The 18,261-nt window shown below is 62.0% G+C and carries 13 protein-coding genes; 11 read left to right on the forward strand and 2 right to left on the reverse strand.

All coding sequences use genetic code 11. The features are described 5' to 3' along the window. Nucleotides 1–8: 8 nt before the first annotated feature. The 3 genes from ABQJ48_RS17945 to ABQJ48_RS17955 are packed head-to-tail and all read left to right on the forward strand — an operon-like array spanning nt 9 to nt 4,706. Nucleotides 9–869: a hypothetical protein gene (locus tag ABQJ48_RS17945; protein WP_367839348.1), complete on the forward strand. Its 861-nt coding sequence runs from the start codon at nt 9–11 to the stop codon at nt 867–869. A gap of 11 nt (nt 870–880) precedes the next feature. Next, nucleotides 881–2,158, forward strand: coding sequence for a flippase (locus ABQJ48_RS17950; protein ID WP_367839349.1), 1,278 nt, complete (start codon nt 881–883; stop codon nt 2,156–2,158). A gap of 43 nt (nt 2,159–2,201) precedes the next feature. Further along, complete coding sequence (locus ABQJ48_RS17955) at nt 2,202–4,706, forward strand: bifunctional diguanylate cyclase/phosphodiesterase (RefSeq protein WP_367839443.1); 2,505 nt, start codon at nt 2,202–2,204, stop codon at nt 4,704–4,706. A gap of 109 nt (nt 4,707–4,815) precedes the next feature. Here the strand turns inward: ABQJ48_RS17955 and ABQJ48_RS17960 are convergent, their stop codons facing one another. Then, nucleotides 4,816–5,874 (reverse strand): serine hydrolase domain-containing protein, encoded by a 1,059-nt coding sequence (locus tag ABQJ48_RS17960; protein ID WP_367839350.1) that lies wholly within the window; start codon nt 5,872–5,874, stop codon nt 4,816–4,818. A 36-nt stretch (nt 5,875–5,910) separates the two neighbouring features. Next, on the reverse strand, nt 5,911–7,203 hold the full coding sequence (locus ABQJ48_RS17965; protein ID WP_367839351.1) for an MFS transporter: 1,293 nt from the start codon (nt 7,201–7,203) through the stop codon (nt 5,911–5,913). A 299-nt stretch (nt 7,204–7,502) separates the two neighbouring features. Here ABQJ48_RS17965 and ABQJ48_RS17970 point away from each other — a divergent pair, with 299 nt between their 5' ends. The 8 genes from ABQJ48_RS17970 to ABQJ48_RS18005 all read left to right on the forward strand — a co-directional run bounded on the left by ABQJ48_RS17970 (nt 7,503) and on the right by ABQJ48_RS18005 (nt 18,244). Beyond that, nucleotides 7,503–8,408 carry a LysR substrate-binding domain-containing protein gene (locus tag ABQJ48_RS17970; RefSeq protein ID WP_367839444.1) on the forward strand — a complete coding sequence of 302 codons (906 nt, stop codon included), beginning with the start codon at nt 7,503–7,505 and terminating at the stop codon, nt 8,406–8,408. Between the two features lie 219 nt (nt 8,409–8,627). After that, complete coding sequence (locus ABQJ48_RS17975) at nt 8,628–10,907, forward strand: DNA-binding protein (RefSeq protein WP_367839352.1); 2,280 nt, start codon at nt 8,628–8,630, stop codon at nt 10,905–10,907. Between the two features lie 493 nt (nt 10,908–11,400). Continuing rightward, nucleotides 11,401–12,804 carry a GH1 family beta-glucosidase gene (locus ABQJ48_RS17980; protein ID WP_367839353.1) on the forward strand — a complete coding sequence of 468 codons (1,404 nt, stop codon included), beginning with the start codon at nt 11,401–11,403 and terminating at the stop codon, nt 12,802–12,804. Nucleotides 12,805–12,878: 74 nt separating this feature from the next. After that, the gene (locus tag ABQJ48_RS17985) at nt 12,879–14,117 is read left to right on the forward strand and encodes an ABC transporter substrate-binding protein (protein WP_367839354.1); all 1,239 of its coding nucleotides are present in this window, start codon (nt 12,879–12,881) and stop codon (nt 14,115–14,117) included. An 11-nt stretch (nt 14,118–14,128) separates the two neighbouring features. Continuing rightward, the gene (locus ABQJ48_RS17990) at nt 14,129–15,064 is read left to right on the forward strand and encodes a carbohydrate ABC transporter permease (RefSeq protein ID WP_367839355.1); all 936 of its coding nucleotides are present in this window, start codon (nt 14,129–14,131) and stop codon (nt 15,062–15,064) included. Beyond that, complete coding sequence (locus ABQJ48_RS17995) at nt 15,064–15,978, forward strand: carbohydrate ABC transporter permease (RefSeq protein WP_367839356.1); 915 nt, start codon at nt 15,064–15,066, stop codon at nt 15,976–15,978. The genes ABQJ48_RS17990 and ABQJ48_RS17995 overlap by 1 nt, the downstream gene beginning before the upstream one ends. Before the next feature lie 21 nt (nt 15,979–15,999). Next, the gene (locus ABQJ48_RS18000) at nt 16,000–17,172 is read left to right on the forward strand and encodes an ABC transporter ATP-binding protein (protein ID WP_367839357.1); all 1,173 of its coding nucleotides are present in this window, start codon (nt 16,000–16,002) and stop codon (nt 17,170–17,172) included. A gap of 46 nt (nt 17,173–17,218) precedes the next feature. Further along, the gene (locus tag ABQJ48_RS18005) at nt 17,219–18,244 is read left to right on the forward strand and encodes a LacI family DNA-binding transcriptional regulator (protein WP_367839358.1); all 1,026 of its coding nucleotides are present in this window, start codon (nt 17,219–17,221) and stop codon (nt 18,242–18,244) included. The last annotated feature ends 17 nt before the right edge of the window (nt 18,245–18,261 follow it).

Here is an 18,261-nt window from a genome sequence, read left to right on the forward strand (position 1 = left end):
ACGTAGAGATGGGGAGCGACATGGGCGGTAAAGAGTCCGCGCGGTCCCGTGGTGACAGTACCCCCCGGCCTGTTCATTGCGTGCTGGTGATCTATTTCGCGGCGTACCTTGCCAGAATCGTCAAAGTCATGGGTGCTCTGATGGAAGCGCAAAGCGTAGCCACGCTGCGTGTGGTAATCAATAACCCGCAGATCGACGAGAGCGTGGTCAAGCAGCATTTTGCGAGTCTGTCTGCGCCAGTGCGCATATTACGGCACGACAATACTGGCCTCGAGTTCGGCGCGTATCAGCGCGGCCTCGACGACCTGCGGCGCACCGACGCAGATGATCTGCCATGTCTGTTCGCCAATGACACAGTCGGCAGTCACTACCCCATCACCACCTTTTACCTGCGCAAGTTCAGCAGCGCAGCGCAAGAGCATCTTGGTTCGAATGCGATCGTTGGCCTCGTCGATTGGTCGGCACGGCGTCTTCAACTTTGCGGTTTGCATACTAGCCGCTGGGTGCGATCCAACTTGTTTGTAATGGACCGGCAGGCACTGCAGAGCATCGACAATGCGTTATATGTAGCGCGGCTCGATGCCTGCATCCACGACAGTCCGAGCGAAGACGAGTTCTTTGCCGATGCCATTGGGCCTTCGCTGCGCGCGCATCTGCGCCGCTGGCTGTTCTCTGGCTCGCCGGACGCGTGGTATCAGTCCGCGCCGCTTTCGCCGGACAACCACCGGCGCATGGCTGCCAAAGCCCGGTCGATCCTTCAAGAGCTATTTCTCAGCATGCGTTTGGATAGCGCTGCGACGGCGTTCATTCAGCCTCAACTCAGCAAGGTCGAGAAAGCGCTGGTCAATCTTGGCTGCGCGACGGTCTGACGGGGCTATCCATGTCGACAAAAAAGGTGATTGCCGGGCTCTACTCGGCACAACTATTGAACTACGTGGTGCCTTTGATCACCTTGCCCTACTTGTCACGGGTTCTCGGTCCGGCAGGACTGGGTGTGATCGGATATGCGCAGACCGTCGCACAAATGTTGCTGATCGTCGTTGACTTTGGTTTCGATCTCACCAGTGCTCGCAAGGTCGCACTTCATCGGGATCAGCCGGAGGTTCTGAACAAGATCTATTGGACGACGATGAGCGCAAAGTCGGTACTTGCTTTGATATGCTGCATCGGAATGGTGGGCGTCGCATTCGTCGGGCACGACAGCGGGTCAGAGCGGAGCGCGACATTGCTCGGTATGCTGATCATTTGGGGGAGCGTGTTGACCCCGACATGGTTTTATCAAGGTACACAGCGTATGCCGATGCTCGCCTTGTCGATGTTGGCGATCCGCGCGATGCTGTTGGTGCCGCTTTTTCTGTTCGTCAAAACGCCGGACGACGTGGTCATGGCAGCGACACTGCAATTTGCTCCAGCAATGGTCGCGGGAAGCGTCCTGACCGCATGGCTTTTCCGGATACGCGCGGTATGGTTCGGTTGCACGGTCAGTTTGCGCGACATGCTGGACGATATGAAGGATGCGTACCATATCTTCGCGAGTTCGGCGTTGACATCCGTCTACATGTACGCGAACGTCGTATTCTTGCGCGCGATTGCCGGCAACGCCGATGTCGGATACTACGTGGCTGCGGACAAACTGACGACGCCGCTTCGCCAGCTGTCCGTTCCCTTGATCCAGGCATTTTTCCCCAAAATGTGCCAGCTTTATGCGAATGGCGATGCTCATTCGGTCGGCCGCGTGCTGCGCCGCCTTGTGATCGTTTTCACTATTGCGGGCACGCTGCTATTCGTGGGCTTTCAACTGTTGGGGCAATGGTTCGTCACGCGATTCTACGGCGGCGGGTTCGCGAAGACCTACCACGTGTTGCAGGTAATGATTCTGGTGCCGGTCATCATCGGTGTCGCCGCAACCCTGGTGCAGTTGTGCATCGTGGCTTCAGGTAACCAGAATGTGTTGAAGCGCATCTATTTCGTCGGCGCGCTCTTTCATCTTTGCCAGATGCCGGTGGCAATCTACTTTGGCGGCGGCGTAGGTGCCGCGTATTCGGTGGCTGCAACGGAGCTGTTCATGACGGTGCTCGTTTGCTTCACTGCGGCCCGAATCAACGCGCGCCTGTCGGCTGGCGGCGAGTCGAAAAACCTGGCACTACGGCTCGGTTGATTTCATCAACCAGAAATACTTGCTCGACCAGAACAACCGGATCATGGACACCCAGGCGTTCGCACAACTCACGCAGGGCGTGATGCGCCTCGTCGAGCAGTCTCCCCATCATAACGGCCGGCCGTACTGGGGCAGCTACGACAACGGCGTCGGACAGCAAAACCTCGGCATGGTGCGTGCCATCATCGGCAAGAGCAACAATCGGCAGATCGGCAATCTGGTTCTGGTTGTTCGGCGCGAGTACTTTTCGTCGATTTTCGATGATGTCGCTTTAGGCAGTGGAACGGAAATCTACGTACTCGACGCCCGCAACGACAAGCTGATCATTCGGGCCGGCGGCGCGGCCATGAGCAGCAATGGCACGGCCGAACCCGGGCTGATAGAAAAGATCGCCAACGCCGGGCGGCAGGGCGGCCGCAGCGCTTTCGTCGACTTCGACGGCCAGAGCGGCGGCCGGTATCTCGCCGCGTACACGAGCATTCCCGGCACGACATGGTTCGTGGTCAGCACCATTGCCGAACAGAAGCTGACGGCTCAGGCGCAATCCGTGCGCAACCAGATCGTGCTGGTCGGCATCTCGGGGTTTCTGCTATCCATCTTCCTTGCTTACTTCATTTCATACAGCATCTCTGCACCGCTCAAAGAACTGGTGCAGGAAATGCACGCAACAGGCAGCGACGCGGGCGCCGAGCTTCCGGTGCAGGCGGACGTTCCCACTCGCCCGGGTGCCAGGGATGAACTCGGCAGATTGGCACACCGCTTTCAACGAATGAGTGCGGCGATCAAGCAGAAGATCCAGAAGATCAACGAGATCAACGCCTCACTCGAGCAGGTTGTCATAGAACGAACGGCGGAACTGGTGACGCGGGAGCAGCAGTCGCGCACCATGATCGAGAACTCGCCCGACACCATCGCGCGCTATGACCGGGATCTACGCCGCACCTATGCCAATCCCGCGTTCTGTGCTTCGGCCGGGCGCAGTTTGAGCGAACTGCTTGGAAAGCAGCCGTCAGAAGTTCCAGGCGGCGCCAATGCACTGATGTACCAGAAGAAGATCGGCGAAACCATTGCAAGCGGAAAGAGCGGCCAATTCGAACTGAGATGGCTCAGTAAGGACGGACAGGAACAGTGCAGTCACATCCGCCTGACGCCCGAGATCGACCGCTCGGGCGAGGTGAATTCGGTGCTGGCCATCGGCCGTGATCTATCGGACCGCATGGTATTCGAAGCAACGATCTGGAAACAGGCCAATTTCGACGCGCTCACTCATCTCCCGAACCGGCAGATGTTTCATGACCGACTTGACAAGGAAGCCAGACTCTCGCATTTATCCGGACGACCCATGGGCCTGATGCTGATCGACCTCGATCGATTCAAGGAAGTCAACGACTCACTGGGGCACGACACCGGCGACATTCTGCTGATCGAAGCAGCGAGGCGCATCAAGTCCTGTGTGCGCGAGACCGACACCGTAGCCCGTCTTGGCGGCGACGAGTTCACGGTCATTCTGCCGGAAATGGACGACACCGAAAGCATTGAACAGATCGCGAAGACGATCATTGACACACTGGCCCAACCCTTCAGGCTGGGCCCGGACGAAGCCTTCATTTCGGCGAGTATCGGCATCACGCTTTACCCGCAAGACGCGCGCGAACTGGATGTGCTCTTCAAGAATGCGGACCAGGCCATGTACGCGGCCAAAAGCGCCGGACGCAACCGCTGGAACTACTTCACCCCCGATTTGCAAGTGGCGGCACAAAGGCGCTTGCGTCTCACGAACGATTTGCGCGCTGCCCTGCCGGCCGGACAGTTCCGCGTCTACTATCAGCCTATCGTCGACCTCGCGACCGGCGAGGTTTATAAAGCGGAGGCGCTGATTCGTTGGCTGCACCCGGAACGCGGCCAGATCAGCCCGCTGGATTTCATTGCGTTGGCCGAGGAGACAGGGCTCATCGTCCCGATCGGCGATTGGATTTTCAGACAGGCGGTGCGCCAGGCCCGTCACTGGCGACGCCGATTCCATCCGTCGTTTCAGATCAGCGTCAACATGTCACCCGCGCAGATTCGTCAGGACAACCTGGTTTGCATTCAATGGTCGGACTACCTCGCGGGGGAAGGGATGCCCGGCAAAAGCGTGGCTATCGAGATAACTGAAGGGTTATTGCTGGACGCCGAGTTGAACGAGAAGTTGCTGACTTTCCGTGATGCGGGGATTGGGGTCTCGATTGACGACTTTGGGACGGGTTATTCATCGCTGGCCTATCTGAAGCGCTTCGACATCGATTACCTCAAGATACAGAACCTCGGCTTCGACGCCGACAATCAGGCGCTTTGCGAAGCCATGGTCATGCTCGCGCACAAACTGGGGTTAAAGGTTATTGCCGAAGGGGTGGAAACCACAGATCAACGCGATTTTCTCGCCGCGATAGGCTGTGACTTTGCTCAAGGCTTTTTATATTCCGAGCCGGTCCCGTCGGATCAGTTCGAGGGACGCGTCTGGCCGACAAGCAAGAATGTCGCGCAGAGCGAAGTGCACCACTGGTCCTGAGCTATCGCCGGGTGACCGTGGTGCCATGCTGTCGCGGGCGCGGCAGTTTTCACTTGTGGCGAGCGCCGCCACGGAACTCAGTGCCTTCAGACAGTTCCGCTTTGACGCTTCACCTCGCGTGTATGGCATCGACCGCTTTGAGCACACGCCCAAAGAACGCGTCAGCGCTGGCCGGATTCAGCCAGCGAACGATAACCGCCATCCGGCGCTCCGGCTCGATCCAGGTAAACGAGCTACCCGCACCGATGCCGAAATAACTCGACGCCGGCACACTCGGAAAGATCTTGCGATCCGTATTGAGCCATACCAGGTAGCCATAAAACGGTGCCAGCGCACAAGGCGTTCGCATGCGCGCGATCCATTCGCTCGACAGAACGCGCCGGCCGCCCACCACGCCGTCATTCAGCAGCATCTGTGCGACCTTGAGTTGATCGTTCGCGCTGACCGACATTCCGCCGCCCCAATGCGATCCGCCAGGAACGGATTGCATGCGCTGTCCGTCGATCTCGACCCATGCATTGTCGTAGCCGACCCATTGCCAGTTTTCACTCGCGCCGGCAGGGCGCATTATCGTTTCGCGGAAAACCTCGGGCAACGGTTGGCGGAATAGATAAAGCAGCGCGAGCGAAAGCTGGTTGATCCGCACATCGTTGTATTCCCAGTACGTACCGGGCTTGTTCAGCGGTCTCAGGTCGCCCTTTTTCCCATCGGGCGGGGCGGCGAAATTGACGGCCCGATAGTGGTCCGCCTGATCCGGGAGACCGAAGTACGAGCCCTGCCATTCGCTCGTCTGTTGAAGCAGGTGCGCCCAGGTGACGGCGGAATTATGTTCGTCATCGAAGCCAATGCCGGGCGCGCGCACAGCGACCGGTTCGTCGACATCCGGCAGCAGTCCACGATCGAACGCCACACCGGCGAGCAAAGCGAGGCACATCTTGGCGACGCTGAAAGTCAGATCGGGCCGATCGGGTTCGCCCCACGACGTCAACACGCGACCATCGACGCAGATCGTGCCGGAAACGGGACCGCGATCATGGACCGGGCCGAGGAGCCGGTTCCATGGGGGCGGGTCGTTGACGTGCACGCCCCACGCACCGCCAACGTGGCGATCCCAAAGCGACTCATGTTCCACTGCGAACTGCACTGCCTGTTGCAAATCGTCTTGCATGCTCAAAGTCCTGTTCGTGCAATTGGGGTCGACGGTTCAGTGCGCATTCAGGCGCACACGGGCCCATACGATCGTGAAGAGACTGATGACGGCCGCCAGCATCAGATAGAGGCCAGGGGCGAGGTTGTTGCCGGTCAGCGCGATGAGCGCCGCCACGGCGAGCGGTGTGAAGCCGCCGAATACGGTCGTGCCGATGTTGTAGCCGAGCGCCATGCCCGTGGTTCGCGTGCGGGTCGGAAACAGCTCCGACATCAATGCGGGAATCGGCGCGAAATACGTGGCCTTCAGGACGGCGACCCACACAACAGCGGCAAGCAGCGTGACGAGCGAGGGGTGCGCGTTCATGAACATGAACGCCGGATAGACCGTCGCGAAGAACAGTATGCCGGCGCCCAGCATGATGCGGATACGGCCGACCTTGTCGGACCAGTGGCCGACGATCGGCGTCAGCGTCATCATGATCAAACCGGCCAGCAGCGTTGCAATGAAGCCGGACGAGGGCGCGAGACCGAGCTGCCGCGCCGCATACGTCGGCATGTAGAGAAGCATGTAGTTGGCCGTGGTGGTCAGGACCAGCGAGCCGATCGACACGAGAACGCGCTCTTTCTGCGTGGCCAGCAATTCCCGTACGGGCGACGCCGACTTCTCCGCGCGCTCGAATTCCGGCGTCTCGTCGATACGCCGGCGGATGTACAGGCCGACCGGCCCGATCAGCATGCCGAACAGAAAAGGAATGCGCCAGCCCCAGCCTTCGAGTTGACTTTGGGTCAGCACACCGGTCAGTACCGCGCCGAACGCGGATGCGATGAGCGTGCTCGCACCCTGGCTCGAGAACTGCCAGCTTGCCATGAAGCCTTTGCGGGCCGGCGCGTGCTCGATCAGGAACGCGGTGGAACTGCCGAATTCGCCGCCGGCGGAGAAGCCTTGCAACAGCCGTGAAGCGAAGATGCCGATCGGCGCGAGCAGGCCGATCGTCGCATACGAAGGCATGAGCGCGACCATGCCGGTGCCGAGCGTCATCATCGCGATGGACAGCGTGAGCGACGCCTTGCGGCCCTTGCGATCGCTGAACGAGCCGAGCACCAGCGCGCCGATGGGCCGCGCCAGATACGAGAGTGCAAAGGTCCCGAGCGTCAGCAGCAGCGAAACCGTCCTGTCGTGCACCGGAAAAAAAGTCCGCGACAGCACGGTGGCGAAGTAGCCGTACACGATCAGGTCGTAGAACTCGAGCGCATTGCCGATGGAAGTCGCGAGGATCAGGCGCGATACGCCCGAGCGCGACGCGGGTTGCTCGATCGTCCCGGCCGTAGTGGCGGAATCAAAACTCATAGTAGTTTCCCTTAGCGGCGTTTCGCGGGAGTCGGGATGCGCTGCAAGCTCCCTGGCTCTCCATATGGAAAGCGACACGGCCTCGAAGCGCTTCGAGAAAACGACCGGAATCGGGCAGACCCGTCGCCGATCGATTAGCCGTGTCATGTCTCAACATTGTTCTCCGGTGTCCGCTCCATCGGCGAGAACCCTTGATTCGAAGCGATGCCGCGATCTTGGCGTGGACGATATTTGTGGACAATTACAATATTTGGCAGATATCGTTGCCGAAACGGCAAAGCGGGGCAGTTATGACTCAGTTGGACAACACGGCGCTGCGCTACTTTCTTGAAGTCGCGCGCAGCGGCTCGTTGAGCAAGGCGTCCGAGCGGCTGTACGTTGCCGTGTCGGCGCTGAGCCGGCAGATTGCGAAGCTGGAGGAGGAAGTCGGCGCGGTGCTGTTCGAACGGCGCCCCCGTGGAATGGTGCTGAGCGACGCCGGGCACCTGCTGGCCGAGTACGCGCGTCGCACGCTGCTCGACTCGGAGCGCGTCACCGAAGAGATTCGAGGATTGAGCAACGGCGGCCGAGCGACGATTCGTGTGGCGAGTTCGGAGGGTGTCGCCCCTCATTTCCTGCCGCAGGTTTTTGCGCGCTTTCTGAACACGCATCCGGCAACGCATTTTCAGCTCGACGTGTCCGCGCCGTCTGTAGCGACGCAGCGCGTACGCGACGGCGTGGCCGATATCGCCGTGTGTTTCAGCATTTCGCCGGAGAAGGACATCAATGTCGTGTACGCGCAGCGGGCACCGATTTTCGCGCTGATGCGGCGCGCTCATCCGCTCGCGGCGCGCGAGTCCGTGACGCTCGCGGACCTGCTGCCGTGGCCGCTCGCCATAGACCATCAGGGCGTGACGATCCGTCAGCTGTTCGACATTTCATGCAGCGTGGCGGGCCTCGTTTTCGATCCAGTGTTCGTCAGCAACTATCATGCGGCGCTGCAAACCTTCGTGCTACAGACCGATGCCGTCACGGTGACAGGCTTGCTTACCGTGCGCAGCCGCCTCGAGGTGGACGGCCTCGCCGCCGTGCCGATTCGCAACCCGGAACTCCACCAGCGCACCTTACAGATCCAGACGATGGCTGGCCGGACTTTGCCGCAGGCGGTGCAGGCGTTCGTCGAACTGCTGACGGGCGCGATCGATGATCCTGCTCTTCTTGATTGAAGCGGTGCGAATCCGCATTCGACGAGCGGCGCGAACAACGTGACACGTCGATGGTGCTGAAAGTCCGCCGCTTTATCGTTCGGCTACTCCCGGTCCATCCTGGCAACGGCGCTTATGGAATGGATCGATGCCATTCCTTTATCATTTGAGATCTCGTTGAGTGGAGTGATGGATTTGAAAGCTCCATTTTCTATCACGCACGTGCATTTAGAGGCGCTTATGTCGACGGACGCAGACGCAGTGACGGATGAACGGATCGCTGGAATTGCGGATCGCATGATCGAAGAAGGCCGGAACGTATCTCCGGTGTCAGTTTGGGCGGAGGTTCGTGGCGGTTCGATCGTCGCGATTGCGGCGGCGCTGGATCGCTGGCGAGACGCGCGACAGCCGCAAGCCCCGCAAGCAGCGCCTCACACGCTGCCGGAAAACATCGCCGAAACTGTCATCGGCGCGGCCAACCGGCTCTGGTCGGCCGCTCATGAGGAAGCAGAAAGGGCAGCCAGTCAGCGCCTGGGTGTCGTGCGCCAGCATCTCGACACTACGCTTGCCGAGCGCAGCGAAGCACTCGCCGAATATCAGAGCATGGCGGAAGAAGTTCAGGCCGCGCGTGAGCGGCTCGTTGCTTTGACGAATGCGCATAGTGCCTCGGAAGAAGCCGCGAGGCGCCTTGAAGCGGAATTCGCGACGTCGACGCGTCGCGCTGAAACTGCCGAGGCGCAAGTCGACGAGCTTGCGCAGCGCGCGTCTGTTGAAAGGGCCGAACTCGAATCGACCCGAGCGGCGCTCGATGAAGAGCGCGCCGCGCGCGCTGCGTTGAGTGCGGTGATCTCCGGTAAAGACGGCGAGATCGAGCGGCTCACGCACGCACAACGCGCTGCGCACGAAGCTGCGACGCAGCTCGAAGAGGAACTCGCGACGTCGAACCAGCGTGCCGATGCGGCCGAGGCGCGAGTGGAAGAGCTCGTGCAGCGCGCATCGGTGGAGCGCGCCGAACTCGACAACACCAAGGCGGCGCTCAATGACGAACGCGCGGCGCGCGACGCATTGGCCGAGACCCTCTCGAGCAAAAACGACGAGATAACGCGGATCACTCATAAGCGCGATGAGGCATGGAAAGAAGCCGCAGCTTTGGGCGAAGCCTATCGGGCGATGTCGGACGACGTCAAACGCTGGTCCGAGGAAGCGGGCGCGGCTTCATCGCGCGCCGAAGCCGCCGAGGCGCAACGCGACGAGAGCCGCGCGCAACTCGTAGCGCGCGAGAACGAGCTTGAAGACGCTCGCAATCAACTGGCAGCTGAGCAGCAGATCACTGCCGCGCGGCTGCAACAAGCGTCGGCCGATCTGAACGAGCTGCAGCGCGTAGCCGGGGAACTCGAGGACGCGCGACAACAGCTCACTGCGATGGCCGACGCCAAGGCCGCCGCGCTAGCTGAAGCCGCGCGAGTCGCGCAAGAAGCCACTGCCGCGAGCGAACGGGCCGATGCCGCCGAGCAACGAGCAGCAGCCCTTGAACAACGCCTCGTGGAAATCGACGCCGCGCGGGTGCAGGAGTTGGACGAAGCGCGTCATGCGTTGGCAGTCGAACGCGAGACCACCGCGGCGCGACTGGAAGAAGCAACGGTCAAGCTCGGCGAATTGCAGCGCGTAGTGAGTGAGCTCGAGCAAGCTCGGGAAGAAGTGAGCGCACTGGCTAATGCGAAGTCGTCGGCAATCGATGAAGCCGCCCGACTCACGCAGGAAGCCACCGCCGCAAGAGAACGTGCGGACGCCGCCGAGCAACGAGCGGCAACGCTTGAGCAACGCCTCACGGAACTCGACGCCGCCCGCGCGCGGGAGCTGGACGATGTTCGTCAAGCGTTGGCAGTCGAGCTGCAGACTGCTGCTGCGAGTCGGGAACAAGCGTCGGCCAATCTCGGCGAAGTACAGCGCGTTGCCGCGGAACTGGAGGCCGCACGCAAAGACATCAGCGCACTGGCTGACGCACGAGCAGCTGCTATCGACGAAGCCGCACGCGTCTCACACGAACTCTCCGCCGCCAGAGAACGTGCGGATGTCGCCGAGCAGCGTGCAGTTGGACTCGAGCAACGCCTCGCCGAACTCAACGCTGCGCGCATCCGCGAAGCACAACGCGATGAGTCGGCCGCGGCGGACGAAGTGCTTACGTTGCGACGTCAACTCTCGGCCGAAGGGAAAGCGCATGAGAAGGCCTTCAACGAGCTTCGCGCACTGGCCGAACAGTGGGTCGCGCATGCCAAAGATCTGAAACAGCGACTTGGTTCGGCCAACGAAAGAATATTGTTCGTCGATGCGCGCAGCACCGGAGAAGTGGCGCTGCTACGGCGGCTTTCGGCCGAACTCGAGCGGCTGAAACCGGATCATGAGCTCGCATCGCGCGAGGCGCAGCAAAAACTGATTGGCGCGACGATGGCCGAACGACTCGCGCAGAAGGGTTACCGATACGATCCCGCGACGGCAGTCATTTCCAAAGTAGAAAGCTGATGATGCAGTCGGTGCAAAGCATTTGCACCGACGCGCAATGTTGGCGCGCGGCCATGTGTCAGGCGCTGCGGACCTTGTGCATGGCAAGATCGTGGCGTTGAGGCACGCGGACGCTGAGTATCCGCCGATACGTTTTTCCTCGGTTACTGCGCGGGTTTTCACTGCAGCCGCGCCGCCACTGCGCGGTGGCCGCCGCGCGAACGGCTGGAAGCGATTTTCCGTCAAGCGTTGGTGGTCCCCCGGCGCGTGACGAACGGCCGCAAACCCACCAACCAACAGCCGCCTCACGCCTGCCACCACCTCTCCAATGCGCGCTGCATTACCTGCGTCGCCGATGCCGGTTTCGCTCCAGACAAACCCTCATTGCTGCGGTGAATGCGGCGCTGCTATCGTTCGCTGGTCCAGGTGGAAGCGCTTCCAATCAACGGTTCAAGGGGCTTGGCGCGGCGTCTTCCATCCACCAGGTTGCACCGATCCCAGCAGAGGAGAAGCCGTGGCAAACGACGCATCCGCCGTAATCGAACCTGTCTCCCCCCAATCGCTCGCCGACCCGTTTACGCCGCCCGCCGACTCGTCGCTGTGGCGCAAGGACTTCCTGCTCGGCGCGGCCACCGCCGCATATCAGATCGAAGGCGCGATTCACGAGGACGGCCGTCTGCCGTCCATCTGGGACACGTTCTCAGCGATGCCGGGCAAGGTGTTGGCCGGCGATACGGGCGCCGTGGCCTGCGATCACTACCATCGCTGGGAAGCGGACCTCGACATGCTAGTGGAGCTCGGCCTCGAGGGGTATCGGCTGTCCATCGCGTGGCCGCGCGTGATGGACGCGGCCGGCGCGCCGAATCGCAAGGGCATCGACTTCTACAAGCGCCTGCTCACGCGTTTGAAAGATAAGGGCGTCACGAGCTTCGTCACGCTGTATCACTGGGACTTGCCGCAACATCTGGAAGATCGCGGCGGCTGGCTCAACCGCGACACCGCGTACCGTTTTGCCGACTACGCCGACCTGATGAGCCGCGAATTGTCGGGTCTCGTCGACGCATGGGCGACGCTCAACGAGCCGTGGTGCTCCGCGTATCTCGGCTACGGCAACGGCCATCACGCGCCGGGCCTCGCGAACCGCCGCTTCGCGACGCAAGCGATGCATCATCTGCTGCTCGCCCACGGTCGCGCGCTGCCGGTGCTGCGCGCGAACGACCCGCGCTCGCAGAAGGGCATCGTCGCCAACGTGGGCCGCGGCACGCCCGACAGCGACAGCCGCGCCGACCAGCGCGCAGCGCAACTGTTCGAAGTTCAGCACAACGAGTGGATTCTCCACCCGCTGCTCAAAGGCGAATATCCACAGGCGCTATTCGAGTTGTGGCCAGGCACCGAGCCGCTCGTGCTCGACGGCGACATGAAAGTCATTTCCGCGCCGCTGGACTTCCTCGGCATCAATTATTATTTCCGCACGAACGTCGCGAGCGACGGCGCGCACGGTTTCAGGGACGTGCCGCTCGAAGGCGTCGAGCGCACGCAGATGGGTTGGGAGGTCCACCCCGACGGCTTGCGCGATCTGCTGACCGGCTTCAGGCAGACCTACCCGAGCCTGCCGCCGATCTACATCACCGAAAACGGCATGGCCTCGGACGACCAGGTGACGGACGGCCGCGTGGACGACAGCCAGCGCATTTCGTTCATCAAACGCCATCTGGCCGCGGTCGACCAGGCGATCAAGGCGGGCGTGGATATTCGCGGCTATTTCCTGTGGTCGCTGATGGACAACTTCGAATGGGCGTATGGTTACGAGCGGCGTTTCGGCATCGTGCACGTGGATTACGGCACGCAGAAGCGCACGCTCAAACGCAGCGCGGAACTGGTGGCCGAATTTTTGAGGGAGCGCAGGGCACGGTCGTAGTGAAGTGGGGAACAGCAGGTAAGGCTGGCGGAGATGTCGACTTGCAAACGGGCATGAAGCCTGGAGGAGACGGAATGAACAGCAGAAAAATGGTCTTGCGGGCCGTGGCTGCGGCAGTGGGGTTGTACGGCGTTGTCGCGCACGCGGAGCCTCTGAAGGCCAACGTGATTCACTGGTGGACCTCGGGCGGCGAGTCGGCCGCGATTCGCCAGTTCGCCGATGCGTACGACAAAGCCGGCGGCCTGTGGGTCGACAACGCGGTGGCGGGCGCCGATCAGGCGCGCTCCACGGCGATCAACCGGATCGTCGGCGGCGATCCGCCTACGGCCGCGCAGTTCAATACGTCCAGGCAGTTTCACGACCTGATCGATCAAGGCCTGCTGAACAACGTCGACGACGTTGCCGCAAAGGAGAACTGGAACGGCGTGTTCCCGGCCTCGATCATCGACAGCATCAAGGTGAAGGGGCACTACTATGCGGCGCCCGTGGACATCCACATGCCGGCCTGGTTCTTTTACTCGAAGCCGGTATTCCAGAAGGCCGGCATCGCCGCCGAGCCGAAAAGCTACGACGAGTTCATCGCCGATCTCGGCAAGCTGAAGAGTGCGGGCGTGATTCCGCTCGCGTTCGGCGGTCAGCCGTGGCAGGAAAAAATCACCTTCGACGCGGTGTTTGCCGACGTGGGTGGCCCCGATCTGTATCTGAAGGTGTATCGCGACCACGACCTGAACGCGGTGAAGTCGGACGCGTTCAGGAAAGTGCTGGCATCGTTCAAGCGTCTGCACGACTTCGTCGATGCGGGCTCGCCGGGTCGCAACTGGAACGATGCGACCGCACTCGTGATTTCCGGCAAGGCCGGCGTGCAGATCATGGGCGATTGGGCCAAGGGCGAATTCTCGGCGGCCAACCAGAGCGCGGGCAAAGACTTCGGCTGCTTCCCCGGCTTTGGTCCGCATTCGCCGTATCTGGTCGCGGGCGACGTGTTCGTGTTCCCGAAGACCGACAACACCAATGTAATCAAGGCGCAAAACCTGCTTGCCACGGTGATGACCTCGCCGTCCGCGCAAGTTGCGTTCAGCGCGAAGAAGGGCTCGATTCCGATTCGGCCTGACGTGGATGCCGCCAGCCTCGACATTTGTGCGAAAGAGGGCATTGCGATCATGAAAGACAAGTCGCGTCAGTTGCCGAATCCGGAAATGCTGCTCTCACCTGACACGCAGGGCGCGCTGATCGACGTCGTCACCAATTTCTGGAACAAGAACCAGTCGGTCGACGATGCGCAGAAAGCGTTTGCCAGCGCGTTGAAGAGCTAGGCGTGCCCGCAATGCACGCGCTGCCAGCCACCGGTCCAGGGCCGGGCCGCAAAACGGCCCACAAGCCGCTCAGCAGACGGGTTTCCATCGCGGCGTGGCTTGCGCTGCTGCCGATGGTCCTGACCGTCGTGTTCGCGTATCTCGGCACGATGGTCTGGACCGCGCGCGTGTCGCTCAGCAATTCGCATACGTTTCCTTCCGGCGACTTCGCGGGCTTCACGCAATACGTGCGGCTCTTTCATAACGACCGGTGGTTGCTGTCGCTGCAAAACCTGGTGGTCTACGGCGCGTGCTTCATCGTCGCGTGCATGGTGATCGGATTGTTGCTGGCGATCTTCATCGATCAGCGCGTGGTCGCCGAAGGCGCGTTACGCACGGTGTTTCTCTATCCGTATGCGATGTCGTTCGTCGCCACGGGGCTCGTCTGGCAATGGATTCTCAATCCGGAACTGGGCGCGCAGGCCGTGCTGCACAGGCTCGGTTTCGTGCACGCGCGCTTTGACTGGATCGTCGATCAGGATCGGGTGATCTACACCCTCGTGATTGCGACCGTGTGGCAGGCCTCGGGCCTCGTGATGGCGCTGCTGCTCGCAGGCTTGCGCGGCATCGACGACGAGCTATGGAAGGCCGCGCGCATCGACGGCATTCCGCGTTGGCGCGTGTATGCGAGCATCGTCGTGCCGATGCTCGGCCCGTCGATCTCCACCGCATTCGTGCTGCTGTTCGTGATGGTCGTGAAGCTCTACGACGCGGTGGTCGCGATGACCCAGGGCGGCCCCGGCACGGCGAGCGAAGTGCCGGCCAAGTTCATCATGGACTATCTGTTCGGGCGCGCCAATATCGGCCTCGCATCCGCCGCGTCGATCGTGCTGCTGGCGACGGTGCTCGCGATTCTCGCGCCGTTCTTCTACGCCCGCAGCCGCGCGTCGTTGCGCAAGGAGACGTGATGAACACGCTCAGTTCGCCGCTCAAAAGCGGCACGCCAAGCCGCGCGCACAAACGGCGGCGCACGGCGTTCACGCCGGCGCGCGTCGGCATCTACGCGTTTTTGCTGAGCGCGGCGCTCTTCTTCCTGCTGCCGCTGTACGTGATGCTGGTCACGTCGGTCAAGCCGATGAGCGAAATCCGGCTCGGCAATCTGCTGGCGTTTCCCACCCATTTCAGCCTCGAAGCGTGGCGCGCCGCGTGGCAATCCGCGTGCACCGGGCTCGATTGCAACGGCATCCGGGTCGGCTTCTGGAACTCGGTGCGCATTGTCGTGCCGAGCACGGTTCTGTCGATCGCGGTCGGCGCGGTAAACGGTTACGCGCTGTCGTTCTGGCGGCCGCGCGGCGCCGGCATGCTGTTCGGCGTGCTGCTGATGGGCGCCTTCATCCCGGTTCAGGTGATGGTGTACCCGCTCGTGCGAGTGCTGGCGAGCGTGCACCTGTTCAGCTCGCTGGCGGGCATCGTCGTGATTCACACGATCTTCGGCATGCCGGTGATGACGTTGCTGTTTCGCAACTACTACGTGTCGATTCCGCAGGAGCTGTTCAAGGCGGCGCGCATCGACGGCGGCGGCTTCTGGCGCATCTTCGTGCAACTGATGCTGCCGATGTCCACGCCGATCATCGTGGTCGCGCTCATCATGCAGGTGACGAACATCTGGAACGACTTCATTCTGGGCCTCGTGTTCGCCGGCACGAAGAATCTGCCGATGACGGTGCAGTTGAACAACATCATCAATACGACGACCGGCGAGCGCCTCTATAACGTCAACATGGCGGCGACCATTCTGACTTCGATGGTGCCGCTCGCGGTCTATTTCATTTCGGGGCGCTGGTTCGTGCGCGGGATTGCGTCCGGCGCTGTCAAGGGATAGCGCAAGGGTAAAGGCAAGGGCATGACAAACATGGCGGGTGTGGCAAACGCGGCTGACATGGACGACAGGGCGAGCGGGGCTGACGCCGCTGACTCGGCGGATATCACGAATCCGGCCAACGTCGCGGTGCGCAATCTGACCATTCGCCTCGGCACGAATACCGTGATCGAGAACCTCTCGCTCGACGTGCAAGCCGGCGAGTTCATCGTGCTGCTGGGGCCGTCCGGTTGCGGCAAGTCCACGTTGCTGCACAGTATCGCCGGCCTGATCGACGTGAGCGACGGCAGCATCGAAATCGCTGGCGAAGACATGACATGGGCCGACCCGAAAGACCGGGGCATCGCGCTGGTGTTTCAGTCGTATGCGCTCTATCCGACGATGAACGTCGAGCGCAATCTGTCCTTCGCGTTGCGTATCAATGGCACGCCCAAGGCGGAGATCGCGCGGCGCGTGGCGCGCGCCTGCGAGATGCTGCAGCTGGGTCCGCTGCTCAAGCGCAAGCCGGCGCAACTGTCGGGCGGACAGCGGCAGCGCGTGGCGATTGGCCGCGCGATCGTGCGGGAAGCGGACGTGTTTCTGTTCGACGAGCCGCTGTCCAATCTCGACGCCAAACTGCGCACCGAACTGCGCCGCGAACTCAAGCAACTGCATCAACGCCTCGGCGCGACGATGATCTACGTGACGCACGATCAGGTCGAAGCGATGACGCTCGCCACGCGCATTGCGGTGATGCGCGGCGGCGTGATCCAGCAATACGGCACGCCCGCCGAGGTCTATGCGCGCCCCGACACATTGTTCGTCGCCACCTTCCTCGGCACACCCGCGATGAACCTGCTGCGGGGCTCACTAGAAACGCGCAACGGCGCGCTTTGCTTTTGCACCCCGCACTGGCAACTCGACATGTCGGCTTATGCGTTCAGGCAAGCGCCGGCGCAAGCGTTGCCGTCCGCGCCCTGCGTGCTCGGCGTCCGGGCCGAAGATGTGCGGCTCGCCGGTGCTTCGAGCGAGCGCGCAAAAGTTTCGCTGGTTGAGCCAATGGGCAACCACCGCATCGTCTGGCTCGACTATCATGGCGAGCAGATCGCGTCGATCGACCAGAGCAGAGTGCCGCTCGCACCTGGCGATAGCGCGACGTTCTCGTTCGACGCCGCACACGTCTGCCTGTTCGAGGAGGCGAGCGGCGCGCGTTTGTAGCGCTGGAGACGGCGCTTGCGTATAACAAGGCATGACGGAGAACCGCGTGGCAACACTCAAGGATGTCGCGGCACTGGCGGGCGTGGGCATGTCCACTGCGTCGCGGGCCATTTCCGGGAAAGGACCTATCTCGGCCGACGCTGCCGCCCGCGTGAGGGCGGCAATTGAGGCGTTGAACTTTCGCCCGTCGTCGATCGGCCGGGCGATGGCGACGCAGTCGCTCGGCATCATCGGTCTATTCGTGCCGACCTTCTTCGGCTCCTATTACGGCACCATTCTCAAGCAGACCGACACCGAACTGCGCGCGGTGCACCGTCACGTGGTGGTGGCGACCGGCTGCGGGGAAGTGTCGCCGCGCGAACAGGCGATCGAGGCGGTGCGCTTCCTGATCGGCCGCGATTGCGACGGCGTGGTGGTGGTCAGCCACGATCTGCATGACGAAGATCTCATCATGCTGCATGCGATGCATCCCAAGATGGTGTTTCTGAACCGCGTGTTCGAGCAGTTGCCGCAGGCGTCGTTTTGCGCCGATCATCGGCGCGGCGGCGAACTGGCGGCGCGCACGTTGCTCGATCATGGGCACCGGGAGATCGCGGTCATTTCGGGGCCGTTCACCTCGTCGGATAACCAGGCGCGGCTCGACGGCTTCTTTGCGGAACTGGCGCGTGAAGGCATTGCGCGCGAGAACGTCACGCTGATCGAATCGGACTTCTCGCCGGAAGGCGGCTACGCCGCCGCACACAAGCTGCTCGACTCGAAGCGGCGCGCAACCGGCCTTTTCTGCGCAAACGACACGATGGCCGTGAGCGCGCTCGCGCGCCTGCACCAGGCCGGCATTGCCGTGCCGCACGACATGTCGGTGATCGGCTACGACGACGATTACTCGGCCGCTTATACGGCCCCGGGGCTGACGTCGGTGCGTATCCCCACGGCGGAACTGACGCAGAATGCGGTGCGCTGGCTGATCAACGAGTGCTACCAGACCGAATGGGAGATCTTCCGCGAGTTTCCGGTGAGCGTGACGATGCGAGAGTCCGTCGGGCCGGCGCCGAAGTCGCGGCTTCATCGGTGACGGTGGGGCGAAGGGGC

The sequence above is a fragment of the Paraburkholderia suaedae genome (genome assembly GCF_040812055.1).
Taxonomy (GTDB): Bacteria; Pseudomonadota; Gammaproteobacteria; order Burkholderiales; family Burkholderiaceae; genus Paraburkholderia.

Bases quoted from the DNA above. Each gene is read 5' to 3' on its own strand.
- ABQJ48_RS17945 (WP_367839348.1), top strand. From the start codon at position 9: ATGGGGAGCGACATGGGCGGTAAAGAGTCCGCGCGGTCCCGTGGTGAC.
- ABQJ48_RS17985 (WP_367839354.1), top strand. From the start codon at position 12,879: ATGAACAGCAGAAAAATGGTCTTGCGGGCCGTGGCTGCGGCAGTGGGG.
- ABQJ48_RS18000 (WP_367839357.1), top strand. From the start codon at position 16,000: ATGACAAACATGGCGGGTGTGGCAAACGCGGCTGACATGGACGACAGG.
- ABQJ48_RS17960 (WP_367839350.1), bottom strand. From the start codon at position 5,874: ATGCAAGACGATTTGCAACAGGCAGTGCAGTTCGCAGTGGAACATGAG.
- ABQJ48_RS17975 (WP_367839352.1), top strand. From the start codon at position 8,628: ATGTCGACGGACGCAGACGCAGTGACGGATGAACGGATCGCTGGAATT.
- ABQJ48_RS17965 (WP_367839351.1), bottom strand. From the start codon at position 7,203: ATGAGTTTTGATTCCGCCACTACGGCCGGGACGATCGAGCAACCCGCG.
- ABQJ48_RS17995 (WP_367839356.1), top strand. From the start codon at position 15,064: ATGAACACGCTCAGTTCGCCGCTCAAAAGCGGCACGCCAAGCCGCGCG.
- ABQJ48_RS17955 (WP_367839443.1), top strand. From the start codon at position 2,202: ATGGACACCCAGGCGTTCGCACAACTCACGCAGGGCGTGATGCGCCTC.
- ABQJ48_RS17990 (WP_367839355.1), top strand. From the start codon at position 14,129: ATGCACGCGCTGCCAGCCACCGGTCCAGGGCCGGGCCGCAAAACGGCC.
- ABQJ48_RS17950 (WP_367839349.1), top strand. From the start codon at position 881: ATGTCGACAAAAAAGGTGATTGCCGGGCTCTACTCGGCACAACTATTG.